This is a genomic window from Halopelagius fulvigenes, assembly GCF_055398025.1.
The window spans coordinates 145,752-166,881 of sequence record NZ_AP043846.1 but is presented as its reverse complement, the minus strand read 5'-3'; the positions used below and the strand labels follow the sequence as shown (position 1 = coordinate 166,881).

Genomic DNA, 21,130 nt, shown 5'->3' with positions numbered 1-21,130 from the left:
CCGGACGGACGTAAAACGCACCACTGGACGCCGGAAGGGCATACGGGTAGGGGTACTTGGTGCCATTCCGGCCCACACCGTATTATACTCGGAGAGCGGTAGCCGTGCGGTTCGAAGCGTGGGAACCCGTCTACGAGTCGATTCTCGCGGAGTTCGGGTACCCCCGGAGCGGCGACGAACGCGCCAGAGACGTTCTCGCCGAGTACGCGACGCCGTTCGACGTCGAGAGGCTCGACTGCACCGGTCGGACCGTCGCCGTCGTCGGCGCGGCGCCCTCTCTCCCCGACGACGTCGAACGCGTCGGCGACGCCGACCGGGTGTTCGCCGCCTCCACCGCCGCGGACGCGGTTCGAGACGCCGGGTTCGACGTGGACCTGATGGTGACGGACTTGGACAAGAACCCCGAGACGGCGCGGGAACTCACCCGCGAGGGGACGCCCGTCGCGGCCCACGCCCACGGCGACAACGTGCCCGCGGTGCGGGAGTGGGTTCCGACGTTCGACCCCGCGCACGTCCTCGCGACGACGCAGGCGGCCCCGGTCGATTCCGTCTACAACTTCGGCGGGTTCACCGACGGCGACCGCGCCGCGTTCGCCGCCGACGCCTTCGGCGCGGACGAACTCCGGTTTGTCGGGTGGGCGTTCGACGACCCCTCCCTCTCGGCGTCGAAGGCGCGGAAACTGCGGTGGGCGGAGCGTCTGCTCCACCTGTTAGAGCGTCTCCGGGGGGAACGGTTCGCGGTTCTCGACGGTCGGCGCGACGCCATCGACCCCCTCCCGTGACCGTAGCTACAGTTCGACGTCCGCGTCGGCGGGGGCGGTCCGGGGGTCGATTTTCCCGTCGTCGAGTTCGGCCGCGAACACGTCCGCGCCGCAGGCTTGGCACGTCAAGGCGAGGACGGTGGCGCCGTCAGGCGAAGCCCGACTGCTTGCCGAACTCCGTTCGGCAACGTCATCGGACGCAGTCTGAGGGGCTGACGAGACGCGTCGCGTCTCGTCCGCGTCGCCGAGAGAATCTCGGCGGCCCGTCGGACGTTGTCTGTCCGCGTCGCCGGTTCGCGACGGTCGGCGGTCGATGCTGAGCGATCCGTCGCAGGCGGGACACCAGTCGAGACAGAGTCTGAGCGCCGCGAGGACGCGCGTCCGCATCGCCGGCGAGAGCGACCACCACTTCGGGAACGCCGACCGGAACTCCGCGACGGCGGTCACGTCGGCGACGAACGCCGCCCGCGACGGCCAGTTACCCGCGCGTTGGCCGCGGACGGAGGCGACGAGCGCGGGTCCTTCGGGGTCCCACTCCAACTCCACGTCCTCCTCGGGGACGCGGAGCAGAGACGCGAGGGCGGCGGCGTCGCCGTCCCGCCCGTCCATGTCGACGATTCGACGCCGCCACTCCGACTCGAAGTCGCGCGCGATACGGGGTAACTCGGCGGCGTCGTGTCCGCGAACTGCCGCCTCGTAGGCCGCGGCGTTCCGCACGCCGGCGTCGTCTGCGAGCAGTCCCGCCTCTTGGAGGAGTCGTTCGGCCGAGACGTCGCCAGCCTCCGATTCGCTGCGGGCGGCGGACTCGTCGGCCGTCCGACCGCCGGTCCGTCGCCGGAACGTCGCCGAGAACGCACGAATCTCCCCGCCCCGGAACGCCGGCGGGCCGGACGTCGCGTACACCGCCGCGAGCGTCGCCGTCAGGAGGAACGAGAGGACGACACCTTCGAGGGGCCACCGCGCGACGAGTCCCACGACGACGCCCGCGACGACGGCGAATGTCGCCACCGCGAGCACGATAACGCGAGGGTCTTTCCGACGCCTCACCGCCGTCGCTGTCGACCGAATCGACCCGAACAGGGACGCGGTGTGCCGCGCCACGTCGTCGATAGTTCTGTGCACTACGTCTACCCCAGAAGCGTTTCCCGCCGATAGGTATGAACTGCATACCCACGATTCCCGATACGTCACCCGATTTTTGTCGGTCCCTATCGGTTCTTAACGGCGACCGAACCGAGATACCGGCCGCTAATCCCGCGCTATCGGGGCGGTAAAGTTCATCCAACTTGATGGATGCTCGATACGAGCATCCGCGGCGCGGGGAGACTGCCGAGACGTTAAGAAGATACCGACTGTTTCAGGCGGGAGTGCGGTTCGAGGCGGCCCCTGGCGAGGGGGGTAGCCGAACCCGATTTACCCCTGCGGGACGATTCGGAGTCGTGTACAACGTTCGCATCCTGCTCTACGACGGGTTCGACGAACTGGACGCCGTGGGGCCGTACGAGGTGTTTCGGACCGCCGCCGGGTTCGGCGCGGACTGCGACGTGCGACTCGTCACCCTCGACGACCGGGAGACGGTCACCGCGAATCACGGACTCGAGGTGGCCGTCGACGGCCAACTGAACCCCGAAGCCTCGGTATCGACCGACCTCATCCTCGTGCCCGGGGGCGGGTGGAGCGACGCCACGGAACCCGGGGCGGGGATGGAGGCGAAGAAAGGGGACATTCCGGGGGCACTCGCGGCGTTCGCGGAGTTCGGGATGACCGTCGCCGGCGTCTGTACCGGCGGGATGCTCTTGGCCCGCGCGGGCCTCCTCGAGGACCGTCCGGCGATCACCCACCACTCCGCCCTCTCAGACCTCGAAGACGCCGGGGCCGAGGTTCGAGACGCCCGGTTCGTGGACGACGGCGACGTACTCACCGCCGGGGGCGTCACCTCCGGCATCGACCTGGCCCTCCACGTCGTCGAACGCGAGTTCGGGAGCGACATCGCCGCCAAAGTCGCCCGCGAGATAGAGTACGACCGCCGCAAGGAATCGTCGAGCGCGGTCGAAATCGAACGAACGGACGGCTGAAGCGACTGTTTATCGACCGTGAAAGTGACCCGAAAGTATAACTTGGCTAACATTTAACCGGGTGTCTGTCGTGGGTTCGTTCGAAGCACCCATGGCCACCTACGAACTTCCGGAACTCCCGTACGACTACGACGCGCTCGAACCGGTCATCGACGAGCGAATCATGGAACTGCACCACGACAAGCACCACCAAGGCTACGTGGACGGTGCCAACTCCGCGCTGGAGCAGCTCGAACAGATGCGCGAGAGCGGAGACATGGGGGACGTAAAGAGCGTAAAGCGGAGCCTCGCGTTCAACCTCTCGGGGCACGTCAACCACACCATCTTCTGGGAGAACATGAGTCCCGACGGCGGCGGCGAACCCGGCGGCGAACTCGCCGACGCCCTCGACGAGCAGTTCGGCGGGTTCGAGCAGTTCAAATCCGACTTCGCGGCCGCCTCGAAGGGCGTCGAAGGGTCGGGTTGGGGACAGCTCGTCTACGACCACGCCGCCGACCGACTGCTGGTCGTCGCGAACGAGAACCACCAGAACCAACAGGTGTCCGCTTCGACGCCGCTTCTCGTCCTCGACGTCTGGGAGCACGCCTACTACCTCCAGTACGAGAACAACCGCGGCGAGTACGTCGATAGCTTCTGGGACGTCGTCAACTGGGACGACGTGGCCCAACGGTACGACGAGGCGCGGAACGCCGACGTGGTCGGTCAGCACACGCACTGAGGCGGCCCGCCGATTTTTTCGGACTGGTCGGGAAACCGCTCCGAGTTTTACGTCGAGAACAGCGAGTCCGTCGGCGGTGCCCCTTTCGGTTCGACGGACCAGCGTACCCTCCGAGTCGCCGCGTCCCTCCCGCTACCGAACTGGACCGACCCCCGGTATCGATGCCCCCTCGTTGGTACTCGGTACCATACGGCTTCTCAAACTTTATCAGAATTGTCAACGTACAATCGGGCGAGGTCTTACTATGAGCTACGAACTCGATCCTCTCCCGTACGATTACGACGCGCTCGAACCGCACATCTCCGAGCAGGTGCTGACGTGGCACCACGACACCCACCACCAGGGCTACGTCAACGGCTGGAACTCCGCCGAGGAGACCCTCGAACAGAACCGCGAGGACGGCGACTTCTCCTCGTCGCCCGGTGCGATTCGCAACGTCACCCACAACGGGTCGGGGCACATCCTCCACGACCTGTTCTGGAACTCGATGTCGCCGGAGGGTGGCGACGAACCCTCGGGCGAACTCCGTGACCGCATCGAGGAGGACTTCGGCTCTTACGACGCCTGGAAGGGCGAGTTCGAGGCCGCTGCGGGCAACGCCGGCGGCTGGGCGCTTCTCGTCTACGACTCGTTCTCGAACCAACTGCGCAACATCGTCGTGGACAAACACGACCAGGGCGCGCTGTGGGGTTCGCACCCGATTCTGGCGCTGGACGTCTGGGAGCACTCGTACTACCACGATTACGGGCCGGCCCGCGGCGACTTCGTCTCGAACTTCTTCGAGGTCGTCGACTGGGACGAACCCTCCGCGCGCTACGAGCAAGCCGTCGAACTCTTCGAGTAGACGACTCCGTACACCCCGATTTTTCTTCGCACCCCGTCCGCTAGCGTCGGCTCTCTCGTCCGCTAGCCGTCGGAGACGGAGACCCAGACGAGGCGCTCTTTCGGACGAACCATGCCAACAGGGCTCTATCGACCCCTGTTAACGGTTGTGATTCCTCGGGGTGGAGCGGCGGGATTTTCCGCGCGGCCGGAGAAGGAGTGATCATGCCCAGACCGAAAGACGACTTCGAGACGCTCTACCCGTACCGCCTCTACGAACCCCGCGAGGTCCTCGACGAGGAGATGATGTACACGGTGTCCGAAATCGCCCGCCTGCTTCAGGGCCTCCCGGCGGACGCCGAGTTAGACGCCGACACCGAGGACCGCGTCGTGGCGTGGACGATTCCGTGGCTGATGAAGCACGCGGACGAACTCGTGATCAACGACCCCGTCGGCGACGAACCCGGCTACTTCGGCGTCGTCTCCGAGGACCGCGAACCCGACGAGATTCCCGAAGGCGCGGACGAGTAGTTACAGTCAGCCCATCCGCGCCGCCCGGCCCGCGAACTCGATGTCCTCGACGGCCCGGTCCTCGACGCTCGGGCCGTGGCCGGTGTGCATCACGTCGAGGTCGGAGCCGACCGTCTCGCGGACGCGGTCGATGCTCTCTATCAGCGTCGGGCGGTGTCCCTCCGCTAAGTCCGTCCGGCCGAAACTCCCGTTCGCGAATATCAGGTCGCCCGCGAACAGCGTCCGCGCCTCCCGCGAGTACAAGCAGAGGTGGTCGTCCTTGTGTCCCGGCGTGTGGAGGGCGAGGTAGTCGTCGTCGCCGATTTCGACCGTCTCTCCGTCCGCGATTTCGTTCTCGACGAGGGGGTGGTCGGGGTCGAATCCCCACGTCTCGACGCCGAACGCCTCGCGGACGGCCTCGACGTTGCCGACGTGATCGTCGTGCGTGTGGGTGAGATAGATTCGGTCGAGTTCGTCCGCGTGCTCTCGAATCGCGGCGACGACGTCGAAGTTCGCGCCGGTATCGACGAGCGCAGTCGTCTCGCCGGTGACGAGGAAGGCGTTGCTGGTGAAGGCGTTGACGCCGCGGGCGAGGTTGGTAATCACGTCCGTCGCTACGGGCGAGAGGGATTTCGGTGTTCTGTCTCTCGGACGCATCTCCGCTTCCTCGATTTTTAATAGGAGTGGGAGGTACCTCTCGACAGACCTTGGGGGCACCATGAGACAGTATCTCGACTTAGTGACGGACGTTCTCTCCGGCGGGCAGTACAAACCGAACCGAACGGGCGTGGACACCATCTCGGCGTTCAGCCAGCACTACGAAATCGACCTCGCGGAGGGCTTTCCGCTCCTGACGACGAAGGATCTCTCGGGCTTTCGCTGGAACTCGCTCATCCACGAGTTCGTCTGGTACCTCTCCGGCGAGGAGCACATCCGGACGCTCCGCGAGGAGACGGGCATCTGGGACGCGTGGGCCGACGAGGAGGGCCGCCTCGACACCGCCTACGGGCGGTTCTGGCGGCGCTTCCCCGTCCCCGAGGAGGGCCTGCCCGGCGAGGCGTGGCCCGAGGACGACCACCGCTGGATGAACGACGACGAACGCACGTTCGACCAGATCCAGTACGTCCTCGACCAACTGCGCGAGAACCCTAACTCCCGCCGCCTCGTCGTGAACGCGTGGCACCCCGCCAACGCCGCCGTCTCCACCCTGCCGCCGTGTCACTACTCGTTCGTGTTCAACGCGCAGGGCGACCGGTTGAACCTCCACCTCACCCAGCGTTCGGGCGACACCGCGCTCGGCATCCCGTTCAACATCGCCGCCTACTCGCTTCTCCTGACCGCCGTCGCCCAGCGAACCGGCTTCGAACCGGGGACGTTCGCCCACACCGTCGTGGACGCGCACGTCTACTGCGGCGAGGGCGAACGCGGCGCGTGGTACGCCGACCACCTCTCGGGCCTGCAGGCGCGTCTGGCCGACGTGTCGGACCGCTCCGAGTACCTCGACGTGCGGGACTGGTTGGTCGAGTCCGCCCCCGCGGAGCCCGACGATGCGCGAGACTACGACCACGTGCCCGGACTCCTCGAACAGTGCTCGCGGACGCCCCGCGAACGCCCGACTATCGAGGTGGCGGACAAGCCCCTCGACGAACTGACGTACGACGACATCGAACTCCGCGGCTACGACCCCGCGGAGGGCATCCGGTTCGCGGTGGCGGAGTGATGACCGCGGACGACTCCGGCGAGGCGGACGCCGGGAGGCCCGACGCCGGCGACGTCGAGTACGTCCTCGTCGCCGCGGTGGCGAACAACGGCGTCATCGGGCGCGACGGCGGCATGCCGTGGCACCTCCCCGAGGACATGGAGCACTTCAAGCGGACGACGACGGGCCATCCGGTCGTCCTCGGGCGGAAGACGTACGAGAACGTCGTCGAGGCCCTCGGCGAGCCGTTCCCCGGGCGGACGAGCGTCGTCCTCTCGACGCAGAATCTCGACTTACCGGACGGTGCGGTTCCGGCGAACTCCGTCGAGGAGGCGACGGCGCGCACGGAGTCGGCCGCCGCGGAGATGGGCGTCGAGACGGCGTACGTCGTCGGCGGCGCGGCCGTCTACGAGGCGTTCCTCCCGCGCGCGGACCGCATGGTGCTGACCGAACTCCGCGACGACTACAAGGGGGAGACGACGTTCCCCGAGTTCGACGAGAGCAGGTGGGAGGAAGTCGAACGCGACGAACGGGAGGCGTTCGACTTCGTCACCTACGAACGGGCGGACCGGTCCGACCGGACCGACGGGGGCGACGACCGATGAAGTGGGAGTACAAGATAATCAGAACGTCGGACGGCGGCCTGTTCAGCGGCGACACGGGACCGATGGAGGGGGCCCTCAACCAGTTAGGCGACGCGGAGTGGGAACTCGTCGCCACCCTCTCGGACGGCCGTTCGACGGCCGGGGCGAACGGCGCGACGGCGCTGGTGTTCAAGCGACCGAAACCGGACGCGTGACGCCGGATCGGGGCGAACCGACCGGGAGCGCGTCTCTTTCGTCCGTCGCACCGCGTTCGTCGCAGCGCGGCAGTCCCGGACCAAAGTATAGAGGCGCTACGTTCACGTCGGAGAACGGCGTCTCGGGCGGCATGTCCCGTTCGTCGTCCGTTCGAGACGTCGGTGAACCCCGGTACCGCCCCGCCACGCCGCGGCAACGAAACGTCCTCGCCGTCCTGCGCCGGGCGACGCCGCCGCTTTCGCTCGACGAACTCGCCTTCGGCGTCGCCGCCCTCGAAGGCGCGACGGCCGACGGACCGCTGAGCGAAGCCGACAGAACGGCGCTGGAGCTGTCGCTCCACTACGACCACCTCCCGCAACTGGACCGCGCGGGCGTCGTCGCGTACGACGCGGCGAACCGCGTCGTCACCGACCGACGGCGGGCGATGCCCGTCGGCGGGTGGGAGACGCGGAAGTAACCGTCCGAACCTCTGACGCTCCGCCCCTCCGGGTACCCTCCCCCGTTCGCGTTCTTCCGCCGTCCGCCGTCCAATCTCCACCGCCCAACGACGACACTTTACGTGTGGCGTCCGACCGAGTACGAATGGATGCCGACGACGTTCGGCGGCGGTGGGAAACGCTCTCCGGGGAGTACTCTCCGGACTACTACGCGTATTACGGCCCGAACGAGACGAGCGAACGCCTCCGCGAGGTGCTCGATTCGGCCGTCGGCCCCGAGGGGTCCGTCTTGGAACTCGGGTGTAGCGCGGGGCGACACCTCGCGCACCTCCGCGAGAGCGGGTACCGGAACCTCTCGGGCATCGACGTGAATGAGGACTCCTTCGACGTGATGGCCGAGGAGTACCCCGAACTCGAATCAGAGGGGTCGTTCTACGCCGACTCGATAGCCGAACGCGTCGGCGAGTTCGACGACGGGGAGTTCGACGCCGTCTACTCGGTGGAGACGCTCCAGCACGTCCACCCCGACGGGGAGTGGGTGTTCGAGGAGATAGCCCGAATCGCGGACGAACTCGTCGTCACCGTGGAGAACGAAGGCGGCGGAAGTGGAAGCGACGGCGCGTCGTCGGCCGGCGGCGACGGCCCGGCGGTGAACTACGTGGACGAGGAGATGCCGCTGTACTACCGGAACTGGCGAAAGATATTCACCGACCTCGGCCTCGCGGAGGTCGAAACCGTCGCGCTGGAGAGAGACACGTTCAGGGCGTTCCGACCGCAGTGAGGGGCTGACTCGGCGGCGCATTCCGCGACGCGTCCGGCCGAGCACCGGCGTTTCGAGGCCGTTACGGGTGTGCCTCGCCCTCGGCGACGGCGCTTTCGCCCCCTTCCGTCCACCGGTCGAACGCGTCCATCACCGGACTCGAACTCACCCCGTGCAGGACTATCGACAGGAGGACGACGAACCCCACCAACGCCCACAGTTCCTCGGCCGCGACGGCGAGTTCCCGTTCCCGGAACGACGCCTCGGCCAACGCGTGCGAGAGGTAGTAGAACGACCCGATGCCCCGGATGCCGAAGAAGGAGACGATGGCCCGTTCCGGCCACGAGGCGGGGGTCCCGACGAAGCTGAGAGCGCCGGCGAGCGGTCGGACGAGAAACAGGAGAGCCAGACCGACTAGCGCCTGCGGGACGGTCAGCGGCCAGAGCAGTCCGCCGGCGATGGCACCCCCGAACAGCAGGAGCACCGTCGCCATCAACACTCGCTCCGTGAGGACGGCGAAGTCGTGAAGCTCCACGTAGTAGTCGTGCTCCCACTCGAAGCGTCGAAGCGAGAGTGCGGCCACGAAGACGGCGATGAAGCCGTACCCCCCAAGCAGTTCGGTCGCCCCGTACGCGATGAACGTCGTCGCCAACGCTTCGACGCCCGCCATCACGTCCTGCCCGTGCAGCATCTCGGCGACGCTCTCCGGAATCGGCAGGCGGAACAGGAACCGGGCCATGACCTGTCCGATCACGTACCCGAGGACGAGCCCCGCGCCGATCTTGTAGAGGACGTCGACGAGGAACCACTCCAACAGCCACGAGTTCCCGTCAGCGAGCGATGCGCCTGCGACCGAAGCCCCGGCGACGGCGATAGCCAAGTTCGTGAGCGGGAACGCCAGCCCGTCGTTGAGGCCGGCTTCCGAGGTGAGCGCGAACCGGACCGACCCCCACCTGTAGCGCGGGTCAGCCTCCTCCTCTAACTCCGTCAGCGGTGCGCCGGCCTCGATTCCGGACGCGAGCACCGGGTCGGTCGGCGCCAGGACGGCCCCGAGCAGGATGGCCGTGGCCGGCAGGAGGCCGAGGAATCCCCACGCGAGAACCGCCACCGCAGCGGCCGTAAGCGGCAGTGCGACGCCGAGTAGCCGCCACGTCGCCGCCCACGACCACACGGAGAAGGGGCGGTCTATCTTCAACCCCGCACCCATGAGCGATATCAGGACGACGAGTTCGGTGAGCCGTTCGGTCAGATAGGAGTTCGCGACCGGGTCGAGGGCGGGCGCGCCGGGAACGGCTGCGAAGAGGAGCGTCCCCGAAGCGACGTACACGAGGGGAAACGACAGGGGTTGGTGTTCCAACAGCCGCGGCAGGACGGCGGTCCCTAACAGTGCGATGCCGACGAACAGGAGACCGATTTCGTACGCTGCCATGAGTTCTCTGAGGAGTCCGGCGACGGACGGGCAAAAGCCGTCGCCCTTGCATCTGAGGTACCGCGAGCGTCGTTCCGAGTCGTCTTGCGTCGTCACCGCCGCCGACGTTTTAGTTCGCCCGGGTCGAACGGCGAGGCGTGTCAGCGACGTTCGAGCTCTACGAGGACAAGGCCGGGCAGTACCGGTGGCGACTCGTCCACGACAACGGGAACGTAATCGCCGACAGCGGAGAGGGGTACGCCTCGAAGCAGAAGGCGAAACAGGGCATCCGGAGCGTGAAGTTGAACGCGCCGGAGGCGACCATCGAAGAGCTGTGACGACCGGTCGAGCGGGGAATCGCCGTGACGGTCGCTGCAGCGCCGATTCGCGGCGAGATGCGGTAATATCGTGTTCCGGTGGTGGCTTTATCAGTGCCCGGACCGGATAAGTAAGCGATGAACCGTAACGACCAGCAGGCGTACGACCGAGGGACGTCTCTGTTCTCCCCCGACGGACGTATCTATCAGGTCGAGTACGCCCGCGAGGCGGTCAAGCGTGGCGCATCGAGCGTCGGCGTGCGGACGACGGACGGCGTGGTCCTCGCCGCACAGCGACGGACGAGTTCGAGCCTCATGGAGACCGAGAGCATCGAGAAGTTGCACAAACTCGACGAGTACCTCGGCGCGGCGAGCGCGGGTCACGTCGCCGACGCCCGGCAACTCGTCGACGACGCCCGGACGGAGGCCCAGCGGAACCGACTCCGCTACGGCGAACCCCTCGGCGTCGAGACGCTGACGAAGTCGCTCTCGGACGACATCCAAGAGAGCACGCAGATCGGCGGGACGCGCCCGTTCGGCGCGTCGCTTCTCATCGGCGGCATGAACGGCGAGGGCGCGGACGCCGCGCCGCGCCTCTTCCAGACGGACCCCTCCGGCGCGCCCCAGGAGTGGAAGGCCGTCGCCATCGGCGCGAACCGCGGGGACATCCAGGAGTTCCTCGAAGACGAGTGGGACGACAACCTCTCCGTGGACGACGGCGTCACGCTGGCCATCCGCGCCCTCCTCGTCGGCGAGGAGGAACTGTCGGCCGACGAAATCGCCATCGCCACCATCTCCAACGAGGGGTACCACGAGGTCGAGGAGGACGACGTGGCGGCCATCGTCGAGGAGTTCGGCGGTTCCGACGAAGACGAAGACGAGTAATCGCGACGGACGGCGAACTCCGTGCGACAGGTGCGAACGCGGCTTTCGACCCGTCGGACCGGTCCGGCGACGCGCTCTCTTCTCCGACCCGCGCTACCGCTACCCGGAGGTTTACGCGGGGCGGTGGCGAACCGACGGCAGATATGACTAGCCTGTACGTACTCGCCGGCGGCCGCGTCGCGGACGCGAACGGAACGCGCGACGCCGACGTCGCTCTCTCGCCCGAGGAGGGTCGAATCGTCGCGGTCGGCGACGACGCCGACGACGCGGCCGACGACGCCGACGACGCGGAGACCGTCGACGTCTCGGGGAAGGTGGTCGCGCCCGGTCTGGTGGACGCGCACGTCCACCTGATGATGGACGGCCGCCCGGACGTGACGACGGCGAACGCCGAGAGCCGAGAACTCCTGAGTTACCGCGCCGCCGCGAACCTCCGCGCAAACGTCGAGGCGGGCGTCACCGCCGTCCGCGATTTGGGTGCGCCCGGAACGCTCGCACTCGACGCCGGAACCGCCGTCGAAACGGGCGTCTTGGACGGTCCCCGGGTCGTCGCCTGCGGCGAGAACGTGGTGATGACCGGCGGGCACGGCCACCGGTTCGGCCGGGAGGCCGACGGGGCGGACGAGGTGCGGAAGGCCGTCCGCGAGCAACTGAAACACGGCGCGGAGGTGGTCAAGTGCATGGCGACGGGCGGCGTCCTCACCGAGGGCGCACAGACCGGCGCGCCGGAACTCACGCCCGAGGAACTCGAAACGCTCGTCGAGACGGCGTCGGCGAAGAACGTCCCGACGGCGGCGCACGCCCACGGTCAGCGGGGGATTCAGAACGCCGTCCGCGCGGGGATAACGAGCGTCGAACACGCGACGTTCATGGACCGCGAGACGGCCGAGTTGCTGGCCGAGGAGGGGACGTACTGGGTGCCGACCGCCAGCGCCTTGGAGGGTATCGTCGAGAACGGCGTCGAAGGGGGAATCCCCGAGGAGGCCGTCGAGAAGGCCGAAGACGCCCGGGAGCGGTTCGAACGCGCGTGGGAACACGCCCTCGATGCGGGCGTCACCGTGGCGATGGGCACCGACGCGGGCACGCCGTTCAACTTCCACGGCGAGAACGCCCTCCGGGAGATGGAACTGATGTGCGAGTACGGCATGTCGCCGGAGGCGGCGTTGGAGGCGGCGACGGTGACCGGCGCGGAACTGCTCGGACTCGACGACGCCGGCCTCGTCGAACCGGGCTACCGCGCCGACGTGGTCGTCCTCGACGCCGACCCGACGGAAGACACCTCGGCGTGGCGCGAGTCCGAGGCCGTCTTCGTCGCGGGCGAACGAATCGTCTGAAAAAAGGAGCGCTCCGCGGCGTTCAGTACGTCGTGTCTCTCTCTCTGTCCGTCTCCTCTCGTCCGGTCCTCTGATCGCGGGTGCCGTACCATCCGGCCAACCACGCGACGGCGGCGACCAGAACCAGCACCATCCCCACGAACGACGTCGTCGGTTCGGGGAAGAAGAACAGCAACGCTCCGATGACTAGCAGTTCTGCGACGCCTACTGCACCCCAGTACCTCGTCCAGTCAACCATATTACAACTATCCCGACAGACGGTGAAAGGGATAGTGGCCGCTGAGTAGACTGTCAGCACGATCGATACGTACGGATGAGAACGAGTTCGAATCGGTTCGCCGAGCGTCGGTCGGCACCGCTTGACGTCGGCGATACGACGCGTGCGCCGCTCAGTAGGTCGTTTCGGTCTCCGCGTACTCGTCGTCGTACTCGTCGCCGTCGTTATCGTCGCCCCTGAGCCACCCCGCCAACCAGACGACGACGGCGGTCGCAATGAGGGCGATTCCGATGATCGACGTCGTCGGCTCCGGGAAGAAGAAGAGCAACGCGCCAATGACTATCAGTTCGCCAACGCCTATCGCAGCCCAGTATTTCTTCCAATCTACCATATCAGTATGTTAACGGGGCGACAGTAAAATGGCTAGTGGCCGCTGTAGAGAATGTGTCTCTGTGCGATAGTTCTCATTGATGCGTACGTTTTTTATCAACTGAAATAACATTCGAGGCGATGCGTCCCCGCTTTCCCTCCGGCGACGAGTTCGCCGTCTCCCTCGGCGTCCTCGTTCACTTCGCCTTCGACGATACGGTCACCACCGGGTCCGTTCTCGGCTCTCTCATCGCCTTCGCCAACGACCGGTCGTTCGAGGTGACGGTCATCGAGTCGGGACTCGTCGTCGGCCGGCGCGGTTCGAAGGGTAACTCCCTCGTCCCGTGGCGTCGCGTCCGCGCCGTCGACGTGGACGGCGACACCGTCCTCGTCCGTCGAACGTTCCCGCGGTTCACCGCGTACCGGTTCGACCGGTCGGTGGACGACGACGCGAGGGAGGTAGCGGACGTGCTCCGCCGGTGTCGTCGGCGGTGAGAAGAGAGTCGGGCGCGTACGGCGTTCAGTCCGAGTCGAAGACTCTGCCCCGGCGTTCCTCGGCCGCGTCCCGCCGTTCGTCCGACGGGGCGCGGTTGACGAACATCGCAGGGAGATGCCGCCGCGAGGAGACGGACACCGTTTGGCGCACCTTCGCGCGAAGGCCGTCCGCGTCCACGGACTCGCTTCCGAGCACCGCGAACCCCGCGAAGATGACGCCGAACCCGGCGAGCGCCGAGAGCGGGATGGCCTCGCCGAGGAACGCCGCCCCGCCGAGCGTCGCCACGACGGGCACGACGTAGAACACGAGGTTCGCCCGGATGGCCCCGGTTTCGTCGATGAGGCCGAAGTAGGTGATGTACGCCACCGCGCCGGCGAAGATGCCGACGTACGCGAGTGCGAGCACCGCCGTCGGCGTCCACGAGATGGCCGCCGCCGACTCGCCCGCCGACCAACTGAGGAGGTGACAGAGCACCGCGGCGAACGGGAGGCCCCACGCGGTGCGGACTGTACTCGACAGGCCGCCGTCGGCCCATCGGATGAGGACGCTCCCCAGCGCGCCGGCGACAGCGCCTGCGAGCAGGATCGCCTTGCCGAACCCGCCTGCGAGGAGGTTCGCCGGGTCGGGGTTGACGACGAGTCCGACGCCGACGAGGGCGAGAATCATCCCGGCGACGCCGCGCGCCGAGAGGCGTTCGTCCGAGAGGAGGGCCGCCGCGAACACCGGCGTCAGAACCGGGTTGAGGCTGAACACGATGGAGGCGACGGCGCTCGTGGCGTACTGCTGGCCGACGAACAGGAGCGCGTTCGTGAGGCCGATGGCGAGGACGCCCGTCGAGAGGATGCCCACCGCGTCGCCGCGCGTCCGGGGGAGCAGTCCGTCGCGCGAGGTGGTGAGAATCGCGTAGCTCGCGAGTGCGACGGCCGCCACGTCGAACCGGAGGGCGACGAACAGAAGCGGCGGGAAGTAACCGAGTCCGGCCTTCGCCGCGACGAACGTCCCGCCGAAGAGGAGACTCGTCAGGGCGAAGAAGGCGAGCGTGCGGCGGTCGGCCACTTACGCCCACCCCCCGTCGATTCCGAGTGCGTGCGCCGTACCCGCAGAGAGGGGCACGTGAGAGGGAAGAATCATCTTACTCTCCGATAGGGGCCTCACGCTTATAGTTTAATTCAGAAATCCTTTCACGGTAAGAAATATCGCGAGCCCGCGACAGCGGTTCGGGGGATGAAACGCTTTCACGGTGCGAAAGTGGTTTACCACGACGGGCACCAGGGGCCGTATGGAATCCGCGCTGGAGGAGATAGAGTTTCTCGCGCTCTCGTCGAACCGAGTCGAGGTACTGCGCCTGCTCTCCGACGGCCCGCGGACGCGGAACGAACTCGCGTCGGAGACCGGCGCGTCGCAGGCGACGCTCGGGCGGATCCTCGGCGACTTCGAGGAGCGGTCGTGGGTCCGACGCGAGGGGAGCAAGTACGAGGCGACGGCGACGGGACGACTCGTCTCGCGGGGGTTCACCGACCTCTTGGAGATTCTGGAGACGGAGGGAGAACTCCGCGGCATCGTCCGCTACCTGCCGACGCGGGCGATGGACTTCGACCTCAGACACCTCGCGGACGCCACCATCACCGTCCCGAGCGAGACGCGGCCGAACGCGCCGGTCCAGCGCGTCCTCGACCTGTTGGACGACGCCGACGAGGTGCGGGCGTTCTCGCACGCGTTCAACGAACAGAGCCTCACGGTCGTCCAAGAGCGGACCACCGCGGGCGAACAGACGTTCGAAGCCGTCCTCTCGCGGCACGCCGTTTCGGCCCTCGCGGAGGACTCGACGCTGCGACGGCGACTCGAATCGCTCCTCGACGCCGACGCCGCGGAGATTCGCACCCGAAACGAGGACATCCCGCTCGCCGTGACTATCGTCGACGATGTGGTTCACCTGCTGGTTCGCGACGGGAGCGGCGTCCTTCGCGCGTCGGTGGACACCGACGACGAGACGGTTCGCTCGTGGGCGCGGGACACCTTCGACGAGTACTGGGAGTCGGCGTCTCCGCTCGACCGAGACGAGTTCTCCTCGTAACCGCCTCCGGCCCTGTCCCGGCGCGTGCCGGTCCGTCGCTCGTCACGGTACGGCACGGTCGTCTCGAAACGGAACCGTTTTACACATCCCACCAATATCCAGAAGTGCAAGACGCTCCGTTGGTGTAGTCCGGCCAATCATCTTGCCCTCTCACGGCAAGGACCAGGGTTCGAATCCCTGACGGAGCATTTTCTGAACGTAGTGAAGAAAGGCGCACGGAAGGGATTCGAGCAGCGAGCAGCTCCGCTGCGAGCGAGTTCGAATCCCTGACGGAGCACTCCTTTCCCTTTCTCGTCGCGCGATTTGCTACCGCTGACTAACCAGAGGTACATCTGATGCGTCAGCACAATACGATTCGACGGAAAACTAGGGTCGCTGCTGTACTGCAATTAGTATCCTTCTAAGTAGTACGGGACGCCGCCGAACACCCCCATGTGAGAACTCGTTCATCCGCGGTATAGCCGTCGTCGAAGAACTCCATCGCGGCGTCGAACGGGAGCTGTCGAATGTCGAGCTTGAGCGACGAACGTCCGTACAGCGGGCTGTTTCCGAGCAGCGCGGCCTCTTCCATCATACTGATCGACGACCCGACGAGAACGAGCGTCGCAGCCGAGTGATCGAACATGGCCTGCAGCTGTTCCCCCCTATAGGGGCAGGAGCGCCGATATCCGCGCGTTCTCCTTGAGTCGGAGTCCCTCCCCGCCGACGGTCAGGGGAGTAACGGGTAGTTCCTCGATCCGAAGCGTCGGGTGGGATCCCCCGCGTTCGACGACCTCAGTCCGCGGTTGGAGAAGCGCCGCCCCAGACAGCGACTCGTTGTACTCGATCAGGTAGGTTCCCGAATCGAGGTGCCACCACTGGTAGTCGTCGTCTTCGTTGCGCCAGATCCGGCGGTGCGGTTCCCGATCAGCGGGTTCGAGTTCGCCTCCCCCGAAGTCGACCCGACCCGGCTTCCGGATCTCGTAAATCTCCGTCACTGTGAGATCGATCCCGCCGTCGTCGCGCACCTGTGTGGGCTCGTGAACGATACCCTCGACCGCGTCGACAAGGTCACTCATACCCCGAATTGGTTCCCCGACGACAAAAACGTCGATACCGCTGGACCCCGCAAATCTGCGCTCTCTCGAAGACGTTAGACGGTCGTTCGTCCCCCTCGAAACTCACTCTTCGGCGACGTCTACGACCTCGTAGCTGACGTTCTGTTCGCGGAGTTTGTCCGTGTGCGTCGAGAGCACGTCCGTCGCGGCCAACAAGAGGACGCTGAGTCCCTTCGCGGCCGCCTCCTGAACGGCGGCGGCGCTCCCGAATCGGACGTCGGGTTCGACGTTCGCAACTTCGGCCGCGGCGAGCGCTTCGACGCCGGCGACGGCGACCATATCGTGCTCGTCGGCCATCTCCGCGATTCGCTCGGGGGCGACCGCCGAGCTGCCTCCGTCTCGGACCTTCGGAATCGCGACCACCGTCACGGTCCCGAGGTCGTAGTCGACGACGCCGTCGAAGTTCGTAATCCCCACGTCCTGACCCGGGCCCGCGTCCGTCACCGCAACCGCGGTTGCGCTCCCGGTGTTGCCGGACACGGCGCGCAGGACCCCGTCTCGCATCGTCAGCGAGACGGTCTCGCCCTCCTCGATCTCCGTCGTGGCGAGCGCGGTCTCGATTTCGACCTGTCCGATGACGTCCTCGGAGACGTGCTGGACGAAGTGGCGCAGTTCGTCCGTCTGCGAGATCAACCAATCGACGCCCTCCTTGGTCACCTCGTAGCGGCCGCGGCCGTGTTTGTTGACGTACTTGTGTTCGATCAAGTCCTGCAGATAGTCGCTCACGGCCTGCGCGGTGATTCCGATAGCGTCGGCTATCTCCTTTTGGTTCACGGCGGGCTGCCGTTTCGCGATCTGTACCAGAATCTGATACCGGGTCGCGTTCCGTTTGCTCCGGAGAACGCCGAACTCCTCGGCGTCGTCTCCATTCTTCGGCATTGCCCCATCTCAGAGACGGAAACTAAAGTAATTTTGCCTTAGTTCGGCCTGAATTGAGGAGACGGGTTCGCTACGGCCAATTAAGCAAGTTAGTTTTCTCTAAAACAACCAAAATTGTTTTACGCTCCACGATAGTTGTGTCCGTCGATGGCGAACGTATCGCTTCCGCACGACGCGAAGGCGGGTCCGACGAAACCGGAGGTCAGGGCCGTCCTTCTGGACAAGCTCGACCTCGGTCCGACCGACCACTTCGCGGAGGTGGGCTCGTGTACCGGCGCCGTCACCATCGAGGCGGCGCGACGCGCCGGGCGGGTCACAGCGCTCGAACGAAAGCCGAACCGAATCGAAACCACCCGAAAAAACCTCGCCGCCAACGAGGTGACCGCGGACGTGGACCTGCGTGAGGCCGAGGCGCCGGAGGGGCTTCCGGAGGACGCGGACGTTCTGTTCCTCGGCGGGAGTCGGAACTACGAGGCGGTTCTCGACCGCGCGGTCGAGACGGGCGTCGGCCGCGTCGTGATGAACGTCTCGCGGCTCGAAGTCGCCGGGGCCGCCGCCGAGGCGTTCCGCGAACGGAACCTCCTCGAAGAGGTCGTCCAGTTTCAGGTGAGTCACGGCTACGAACTCGCCGGCGCGACGGGCTTCGATTCGGAGAACCCGGTGTACATGCTGGTCGGGGGGACGGACGACGTCGCGGCGGACGACAGGGAGCGACGCTCCGGTCCGCAGACGGCACGACGCCCCGACGGGAGAGGGCGATGACGCTCTACGGCGTCGGACTCGGCCCGGGCGACGCCGACCTCGTGACGGTGCGCGGGCGTCGCGTGCTTGAAGCGGCGGACGTCGTGTACTCGCCCGGACGCCTCTCTCGATCGGTGGCGGCCGAGTACGTCCCCGAGGACCGAATCGGCGACGTCGACTTCCCGATGACCCACGACGAGGACGAACTCCGGCGGGCGTGGAAGGAGGCCGCCGCGGAGATTGCACCGCGCGCGCGCGACGGGACCGCCGCGTTCGTCACGCTCGGCGACCCGAACGTCTACTCCACGTTCGGCCACCTGCGGCGGACGCTCTCGGCGTTCCACCCGGCGGTCGACGTCGACGTCGTTCCCGGCGTCAGCGCCGTGACCGCCTTCACGACCGCACTCGGCGTCGAGATAGCGTCCGGGGCGAGCGTCGCGCTTCGCGAGGCCGCCCGCGGTGCTGCCCCCACGGGTCCGGACCGGATGGTGCTGTTCAAAGTGACCGACGTTCCGACGACGCACGAACGACTCACCGACGCCGGGTACGACGTGGTGTACGGCCGGCGACTGTACATGGAGCAGGGCGAGACGGTCGTGACGGACGACCCCGAGACCCTGAGCGAACGCGACTACTACACGCTGGCCTACGCGGAGAGACGCGGCGTCGACTCGGAGCCTGCGACGGCGACGTTCGACGACCGAACGCGGGAGGGCCGGTCGGACGGGGGGACGGCGACGACGGACGGCGGACCGCGAGATGCGTCCGAACTGGAGCGAGGCCGAACCGCGAGTCGGCCGCCGACTGCCGTCGAACGGGAAGAGATCGCCGAAGGCGAGGCCTGCGGCGACGAGACGGCGGAGGGTCCGTCGCGATGACCGATCCCCAAGACGCCATCGACGCGGCGGCGGACGCCCGAGCGACGGAGCGGGACCCCCGAATCGACGAGCGAACCGCCGGCGAGGTGCAGGAGGGCGTTCCGTTTGTCGGTGCGGGACCGGGCGACCCCGGACTGCTCACCGTCACCGGCAAGGAGTTGGTCGAGTCGGCCGACCTCGTCGTCCACGCCGGGTCGCTGGTCAACGGCGAACTGCTCGACGAGTACTGCGCGGACGCGGAGCGGGTGTCGAGCGTCGGCAAGGACTTGGAGGAACTGGTACCGCTGATGCGGGACGCCTACGAGGCCGGACGGAGCGTCGTCCGCCTCCACAGCGGCGACCCGGCCATCTACGGGGCGGCGCTCGAACAGATGGACGCGCTGGAACACGAGGGCGTCCCGACGTACGTCGTGCCGGGCGTCACCTCGGCGTTCGCGGCCAGCGCGACGCTCCGGACGCAGCTCACGCTGAACGGCGTGGCCAACCACGTCGCGTTCACCCGTCCGCGGGGGAAGACGCTCGACCCCGAGGACGACCACATCGGCGAGTTCGTCGAGATGGGCGACGTGACGACCTGCATCTACCTCGGAACCCACGCGGTCGGCGAGACGATGGACCGCCTCCTCGACGACGGCCGCGACCCCGAGACGCCGGTCACCGTCGTCTATCACGCGTCGTGGCCGGACGAGGAGGTCATCGAGGGGACTATCGGAACCATCGGCGAGCGACTGGCGGAGGCGGGGTACCGCGCCTCCGCGCTCGTCATCATCGGCGACGCGGCGCGGAAGGCGGGGTACGAACGCTCCTACCTGTACGGGGACTGGGCGAATCGCGGTTCCGCGGAGACGGAAGCGGACGACTGATTCTCACTCATGAGTACAGACACGAACGACACGGAATCGGGCGAATCGGGCGGCCACTGTTCGACGCCAGACTCAGATGGAGAGGTGGCCGAAGAGATTGCGATAATCAGCTTCGAGCGCAAGCTCGACACCGCACGCGAGATACGGGAGGGAATCGGCGACGGCTACGAGCGGGTGGACGTCGTCGAGTACCACGGCGACGTGTTCGCCGAACACTGGGGCGAGTACGACTGCTTCGTCGGACTGATGGCCTCGGGTATCGCGATGCGCAAAACCGCGCCCCTCCTCGACGACAAGTGGGACGACCCCGCCATCGTGGTCGTAGACGAGGAACTCACGTGGGCCATCCCCATCACGGGCGGGCACCACGGCGCGAACCAAGTCGCCCACGACCTCTCGCAGTTGGGCGCGGTGCCGGCGATGACCACCGCGAGCGAAGCCGCGGGCAAACAGGGCGTCGAGAGCAAAGCGAAGGCGCTGGACGCCCACGTCGTCAACGGCGACTCGACGGTCGCGACGAACCTTGCCGTCCTGAACGACGAACTCGGGCCGGTGGCCCGCCTCGACGGACCCCGAGCGGTCCTCGTCGGCGACGACGTGACCGTCCTCAAGCGCAACGCGGACGACGGCGTCGTCCTCGGGACCGGAACCGTCTCGGGGGTGGAGAAGTCGCAGGTGCTCGACGCGTGGGAGGCCGCCCTCTCGGACCTCGGCTCGGACTTCTCGGACGTGGACTTCGTCGCCACCGGCACCCGAAAGGAGGGCGAAGGCGGGCTGTACGACGCCGCGCGGGAAATCGGCGCTGGCGTCGTCCTCTTCGAGAAGGCGACGCTGGAGGAGTTCGAGGGCCCCTCGCCCTCCCGGTCGAAAGAGCTCATCGGCTGGCCGGGCATCGCCGAGGCGTCGGCCATCGCCGGCGGCCGCGACCACGAACTCGCCCGCGAGAAAGAGCGGTTCGACGACGCCGTGACGGTCGCGGTGGGGCGGTAA

At 67.0% G+C, this 21,130-nt stretch carries 27 protein-coding genes, 1 tRNA gene and 1 pseudogene; 20 read left to right on the top strand and 9 right to left on the bottom strand.

Going from position 1 to position 21,130, the window contains the following annotated elements:
* The first annotated feature begins 104 nt into the window (after positions 1-104).
* A complete protein-coding gene (locus ACZ522_RS05140; protein ID WP_379694395.1) occupies positions 105-782 on the top strand; it encodes a 6-hydroxymethylpterin diphosphokinase MptE-like protein in 678 nt (225 codons plus the stop codon).
* A 6-nt stretch (positions 783-788) separates the two neighbouring features.
* Here the strand turns inward: ACZ522_RS05140 and ACZ522_RS05135 are convergent, their stop codons facing one another.
* On the bottom strand, positions 789-1,883 hold the full coding sequence (locus ACZ522_RS05135; protein WP_379694396.1) for a DUF8054 domain-containing protein: 1,095 nt from the start codon (positions 1,881-1,883) through the stop codon (positions 789-791).
* A gap of 317 nt (positions 1,884-2,200) precedes the next feature.
* Between ACZ522_RS05135 and ACZ522_RS05130 the strand changes: the two genes are divergently transcribed.
* The 4 genes from ACZ522_RS05130 (at position 2,201) to ACZ522_RS05115 (ending at position 4,907) form a co-directional block, all read left to right on the top strand.
* A complete protein-coding gene (locus ACZ522_RS05130) occupies positions 2,201-2,836 on the top strand; it encodes a DJ-1/PfpI family protein (protein WP_379694398.1) in 636 nt (211 codons plus the stop codon).
* Positions 2,837-2,906: 70 nt separating this feature from the next.
* Positions 2,907-3,554, top strand: a complete 648-nt coding sequence (locus tag ACZ522_RS05125; protein WP_379694400.1) for a superoxide dismutase — start codon at positions 2,907-2,909, stop codon at positions 3,552-3,554.
* A gap of 244 nt (positions 3,555-3,798) precedes the next feature.
* Positions 3,799-4,398 carry a superoxide dismutase gene (gene sod, locus ACZ522_RS05120; protein WP_379699567.1) on the top strand — a complete coding sequence of 200 codons (600 nt, stop codon included), beginning with the start codon at positions 3,799-3,801 and terminating at the stop codon, positions 4,396-4,398.
* 203 nt (positions 4,399-4,601) lie between these two features.
* The gene (locus ACZ522_RS05115; RefSeq protein ID WP_379694402.1) at positions 4,602-4,907 is read left to right on the top strand and encodes a DUF5827 family protein; all 306 of its coding nucleotides are present in this window, start codon (positions 4,602-4,604) and stop codon (positions 4,905-4,907) included.
* 6 nt (positions 4,908-4,913) lie between these two features.
* Here the strand turns inward: ACZ522_RS05115 and ACZ522_RS05110 are convergent, their stop codons facing one another.
* A complete protein-coding gene (locus ACZ522_RS05110; protein ID WP_379694405.1) occupies positions 4,914-5,492 on the bottom strand; it encodes an MBL fold metallo-hydrolase in 579 nt (192 codons plus the stop codon).
* A gap of 112 nt (positions 5,493-5,604) precedes the next feature.
* Between ACZ522_RS05110 and thyA the strand changes: the two genes are divergently transcribed.
* From thyA to ACZ522_RS05085, 5 genes are all read left to right on the top strand, one after another.
* Entirely contained in the window at positions 5,605-6,606 is a 1,002-nt protein-coding gene (thyA, locus tag ACZ522_RS05105; protein WP_379694407.1) for a thymidylate synthase, read from the top strand.
* On the top strand, positions 6,606-7,190 hold the full coding sequence (locus ACZ522_RS05100; protein ID WP_379694409.1) for a dihydrofolate reductase: 585 nt from the start codon (positions 6,606-6,608) through the stop codon (positions 7,188-7,190). Before thyA ends, ACZ522_RS05100 begins: the two co-directional genes overlap by 1 nt.
* Positions 7,187-7,384: a DUF4177 domain-containing protein gene (locus ACZ522_RS05095; RefSeq protein WP_379694412.1), complete on the top strand. Its 198-nt coding sequence runs from the start codon at positions 7,187-7,189 to the stop codon at positions 7,382-7,384. Before ACZ522_RS05100 ends, ACZ522_RS05095 begins: the two co-directional genes overlap by 4 nt.
* Positions 7,385-7,515: 131 nt before the next feature.
* Complete coding sequence (locus tag ACZ522_RS05090) at positions 7,516-7,842, top strand: DUF7344 domain-containing protein (RefSeq protein WP_379694415.1); 327 nt, start codon at positions 7,516-7,518, stop codon at positions 7,840-7,842.
* 125 nt (positions 7,843-7,967) lie between these two features.
* Positions 7,968-8,603, top strand: a complete 636-nt coding sequence (locus ACZ522_RS05085) for a class I SAM-dependent methyltransferase (RefSeq protein ID WP_379694417.1) — start codon at positions 7,968-7,970, stop codon at positions 8,601-8,603.
* 61 nt (positions 8,604-8,664) lie between these two features.
* Here ACZ522_RS05085 and ACZ522_RS05080 read toward each other — a convergent pair whose 3' ends face one another.
* A complete protein-coding gene (locus ACZ522_RS05080; protein ID WP_379694420.1) occupies positions 8,665-10,107 on the bottom strand; it encodes a cation:proton antiporter in 1,443 nt (480 codons plus the stop codon).
* A 41-nt stretch (positions 10,108-10,148) separates the two neighbouring features.
* Here ACZ522_RS05080 and ACZ522_RS05075 point away from each other — a divergent pair, with 41 nt between their 5' ends.
* The 3 genes from ACZ522_RS05075 to ACZ522_RS05065 all read left to right on the top strand — a co-directional run bounded on the left by ACZ522_RS05075 (position 10,149) and on the right by ACZ522_RS05065 (position 12,526).
* Entirely contained in the window at positions 10,149-10,328 is a 180-nt protein-coding gene (locus ACZ522_RS05075; protein ID WP_379694423.1) for an HVO_2922 family protein, read from the top strand.
* A gap of 117 nt (positions 10,329-10,445) precedes the next feature.
* Positions 10,446-11,192: an archaeal proteasome endopeptidase complex subunit alpha gene (gene psmA, locus ACZ522_RS05070; RefSeq protein ID WP_379694425.1), complete on the top strand. Its 747-nt coding sequence runs from the start codon at positions 10,446-10,448 to the stop codon at positions 11,190-11,192.
* A 143-nt stretch (positions 11,193-11,335) separates the two neighbouring features.
* Positions 11,336-12,526 carry a metal-dependent hydrolase family protein gene (locus ACZ522_RS05065; protein ID WP_379694428.1) on the top strand — a complete coding sequence of 397 codons (1,191 nt, stop codon included), beginning with the start codon at positions 11,336-11,338 and terminating at the stop codon, positions 12,524-12,526.
* Positions 12,527-12,548: 22 nt separating this feature from the next.
* Here ACZ522_RS05065 and ACZ522_RS05060 read toward each other — a convergent pair whose 3' ends face one another.
* Both ACZ522_RS05060 and ACZ522_RS05055 read right to left on the bottom strand, forming a co-directional pair.
* Positions 12,549-12,764, bottom strand: a complete 216-nt coding sequence (locus ACZ522_RS05060) for a hypothetical protein (protein WP_379694431.1) — start codon at positions 12,762-12,764, stop codon at positions 12,549-12,551.
* Positions 12,765-12,915: 151 nt separating this feature from the next.
* Positions 12,916-13,134, bottom strand: a complete 219-nt coding sequence (locus ACZ522_RS05055; RefSeq protein WP_379694433.1) for a hypothetical protein — start codon at positions 13,132-13,134, stop codon at positions 12,916-12,918.
* Positions 13,135-13,253: 119 nt separating this feature from the next.
* Between ACZ522_RS05055 and ACZ522_RS05050 the strand changes: the two genes are divergently transcribed.
* Positions 13,254-13,607 carry a hypothetical protein gene (locus ACZ522_RS05050; RefSeq protein WP_379694436.1) on the top strand — a complete coding sequence of 118 codons (354 nt, stop codon included), beginning with the start codon at positions 13,254-13,256 and terminating at the stop codon, positions 13,605-13,607.
* Positions 13,608-13,632: 25 nt separating this feature from the next.
* Here the strand turns inward: ACZ522_RS05050 and ACZ522_RS05045 are convergent, their stop codons facing one another.
* On the bottom strand, positions 13,633-14,664 hold the full coding sequence (locus tag ACZ522_RS05045; RefSeq protein WP_379694439.1) for a DMT family transporter: 1,032 nt from the start codon (positions 14,662-14,664) through the stop codon (positions 13,633-13,635).
* 223 nt (positions 14,665-14,887) lie between these two features.
* Here ACZ522_RS05045 and ACZ522_RS05040 point away from each other — a divergent pair, with 223 nt between their 5' ends.
* Positions 14,888-15,682: a helix-turn-helix transcriptional regulator gene (locus tag ACZ522_RS05040; RefSeq protein WP_379694442.1), complete on the top strand. Its 795-nt coding sequence runs from the start codon at positions 14,888-14,890 to the stop codon at positions 15,680-15,682.
* Positions 15,683-15,795: 113 nt separating this feature from the next.
* A tRNA-Glu gene (locus ACZ522_RS05035) sits at positions 15,796-15,870 on the top strand.
* 210 nt (positions 15,871-16,080) lie between these two features.
* Here the strand turns inward: ACZ522_RS05035 and ACZ522_RS05030 are convergent.
* The 3 genes and pseudogenes from ACZ522_RS05030 to ACZ522_RS05020 form a co-directional block, all read right to left on the bottom strand.
* Positions 16,081-16,316 (bottom strand): annotated as a pseudogene (locus ACZ522_RS05030) (AAA family ATPase); the annotation flags it as partial.
* A 10-nt stretch (positions 16,317-16,326) separates the two neighbouring features.
* Positions 16,327-16,740 (bottom strand): dCTP deaminase/dUTPase family protein, encoded by a 414-nt coding sequence (locus ACZ522_RS05025; protein WP_379694444.1) that lies wholly within the window; start codon positions 16,738-16,740, stop codon positions 16,327-16,329.
* Between the two features lie 102 nt (positions 16,741-16,842).
* Complete coding sequence (locus tag ACZ522_RS05020) at positions 16,843-17,658, bottom strand: DUF7839 domain-containing protein (RefSeq protein ID WP_379694447.1); 816 nt, start codon at positions 17,656-17,658, stop codon at positions 16,843-16,845.
* Between the two features lie 147 nt (positions 17,659-17,805).
* On the opposite strand from ACZ522_RS05020, the gene cbiT reads away from it, so the two are divergent.
* Genes cbiT through cbiG form a run of 4 tightly spaced genes read left to right on the top strand, consistent with a single transcriptional unit; the run spans position 17,806 to position 21,130 of the window.
* Positions 17,806-18,420: a precorrin-6Y C5,15-methyltransferase (decarboxylating) subunit CbiT gene (gene cbiT, locus ACZ522_RS05015; protein WP_379694450.1), complete on the top strand. Its 615-nt coding sequence runs from the start codon at positions 17,806-17,808 to the stop codon at positions 18,418-18,420.
* Complete coding sequence (locus ACZ522_RS05010) at positions 18,417-19,277, top strand: cobalt-factor II C(20)-methyltransferase (RefSeq protein ID WP_379694453.1); 861 nt, start codon at positions 18,417-18,419, stop codon at positions 19,275-19,277. The genes cbiT and ACZ522_RS05010 overlap by 4 nt, the downstream gene beginning before the upstream one ends.
* On the top strand, positions 19,274-20,140 hold the full coding sequence (locus ACZ522_RS05005; protein WP_379694455.1) for a cobalt-precorrin-4/precorrin-4 C(11)-methyltransferase: 867 nt from the start codon (positions 19,274-19,276) through the stop codon (positions 20,138-20,140). Before ACZ522_RS05010 ends, ACZ522_RS05005 begins: the two co-directional genes overlap by 4 nt.
* Positions 20,141-20,149: 9 nt before the next feature.
* Positions 20,150-21,130 carry a cobalt-precorrin 5A hydrolase gene (cbiG, locus tag ACZ522_RS05000; RefSeq protein ID WP_379694458.1) on the top strand — a complete coding sequence of 327 codons (981 nt, stop codon included), beginning with the start codon at positions 20,150-20,152 and terminating at the stop codon, positions 21,128-21,130.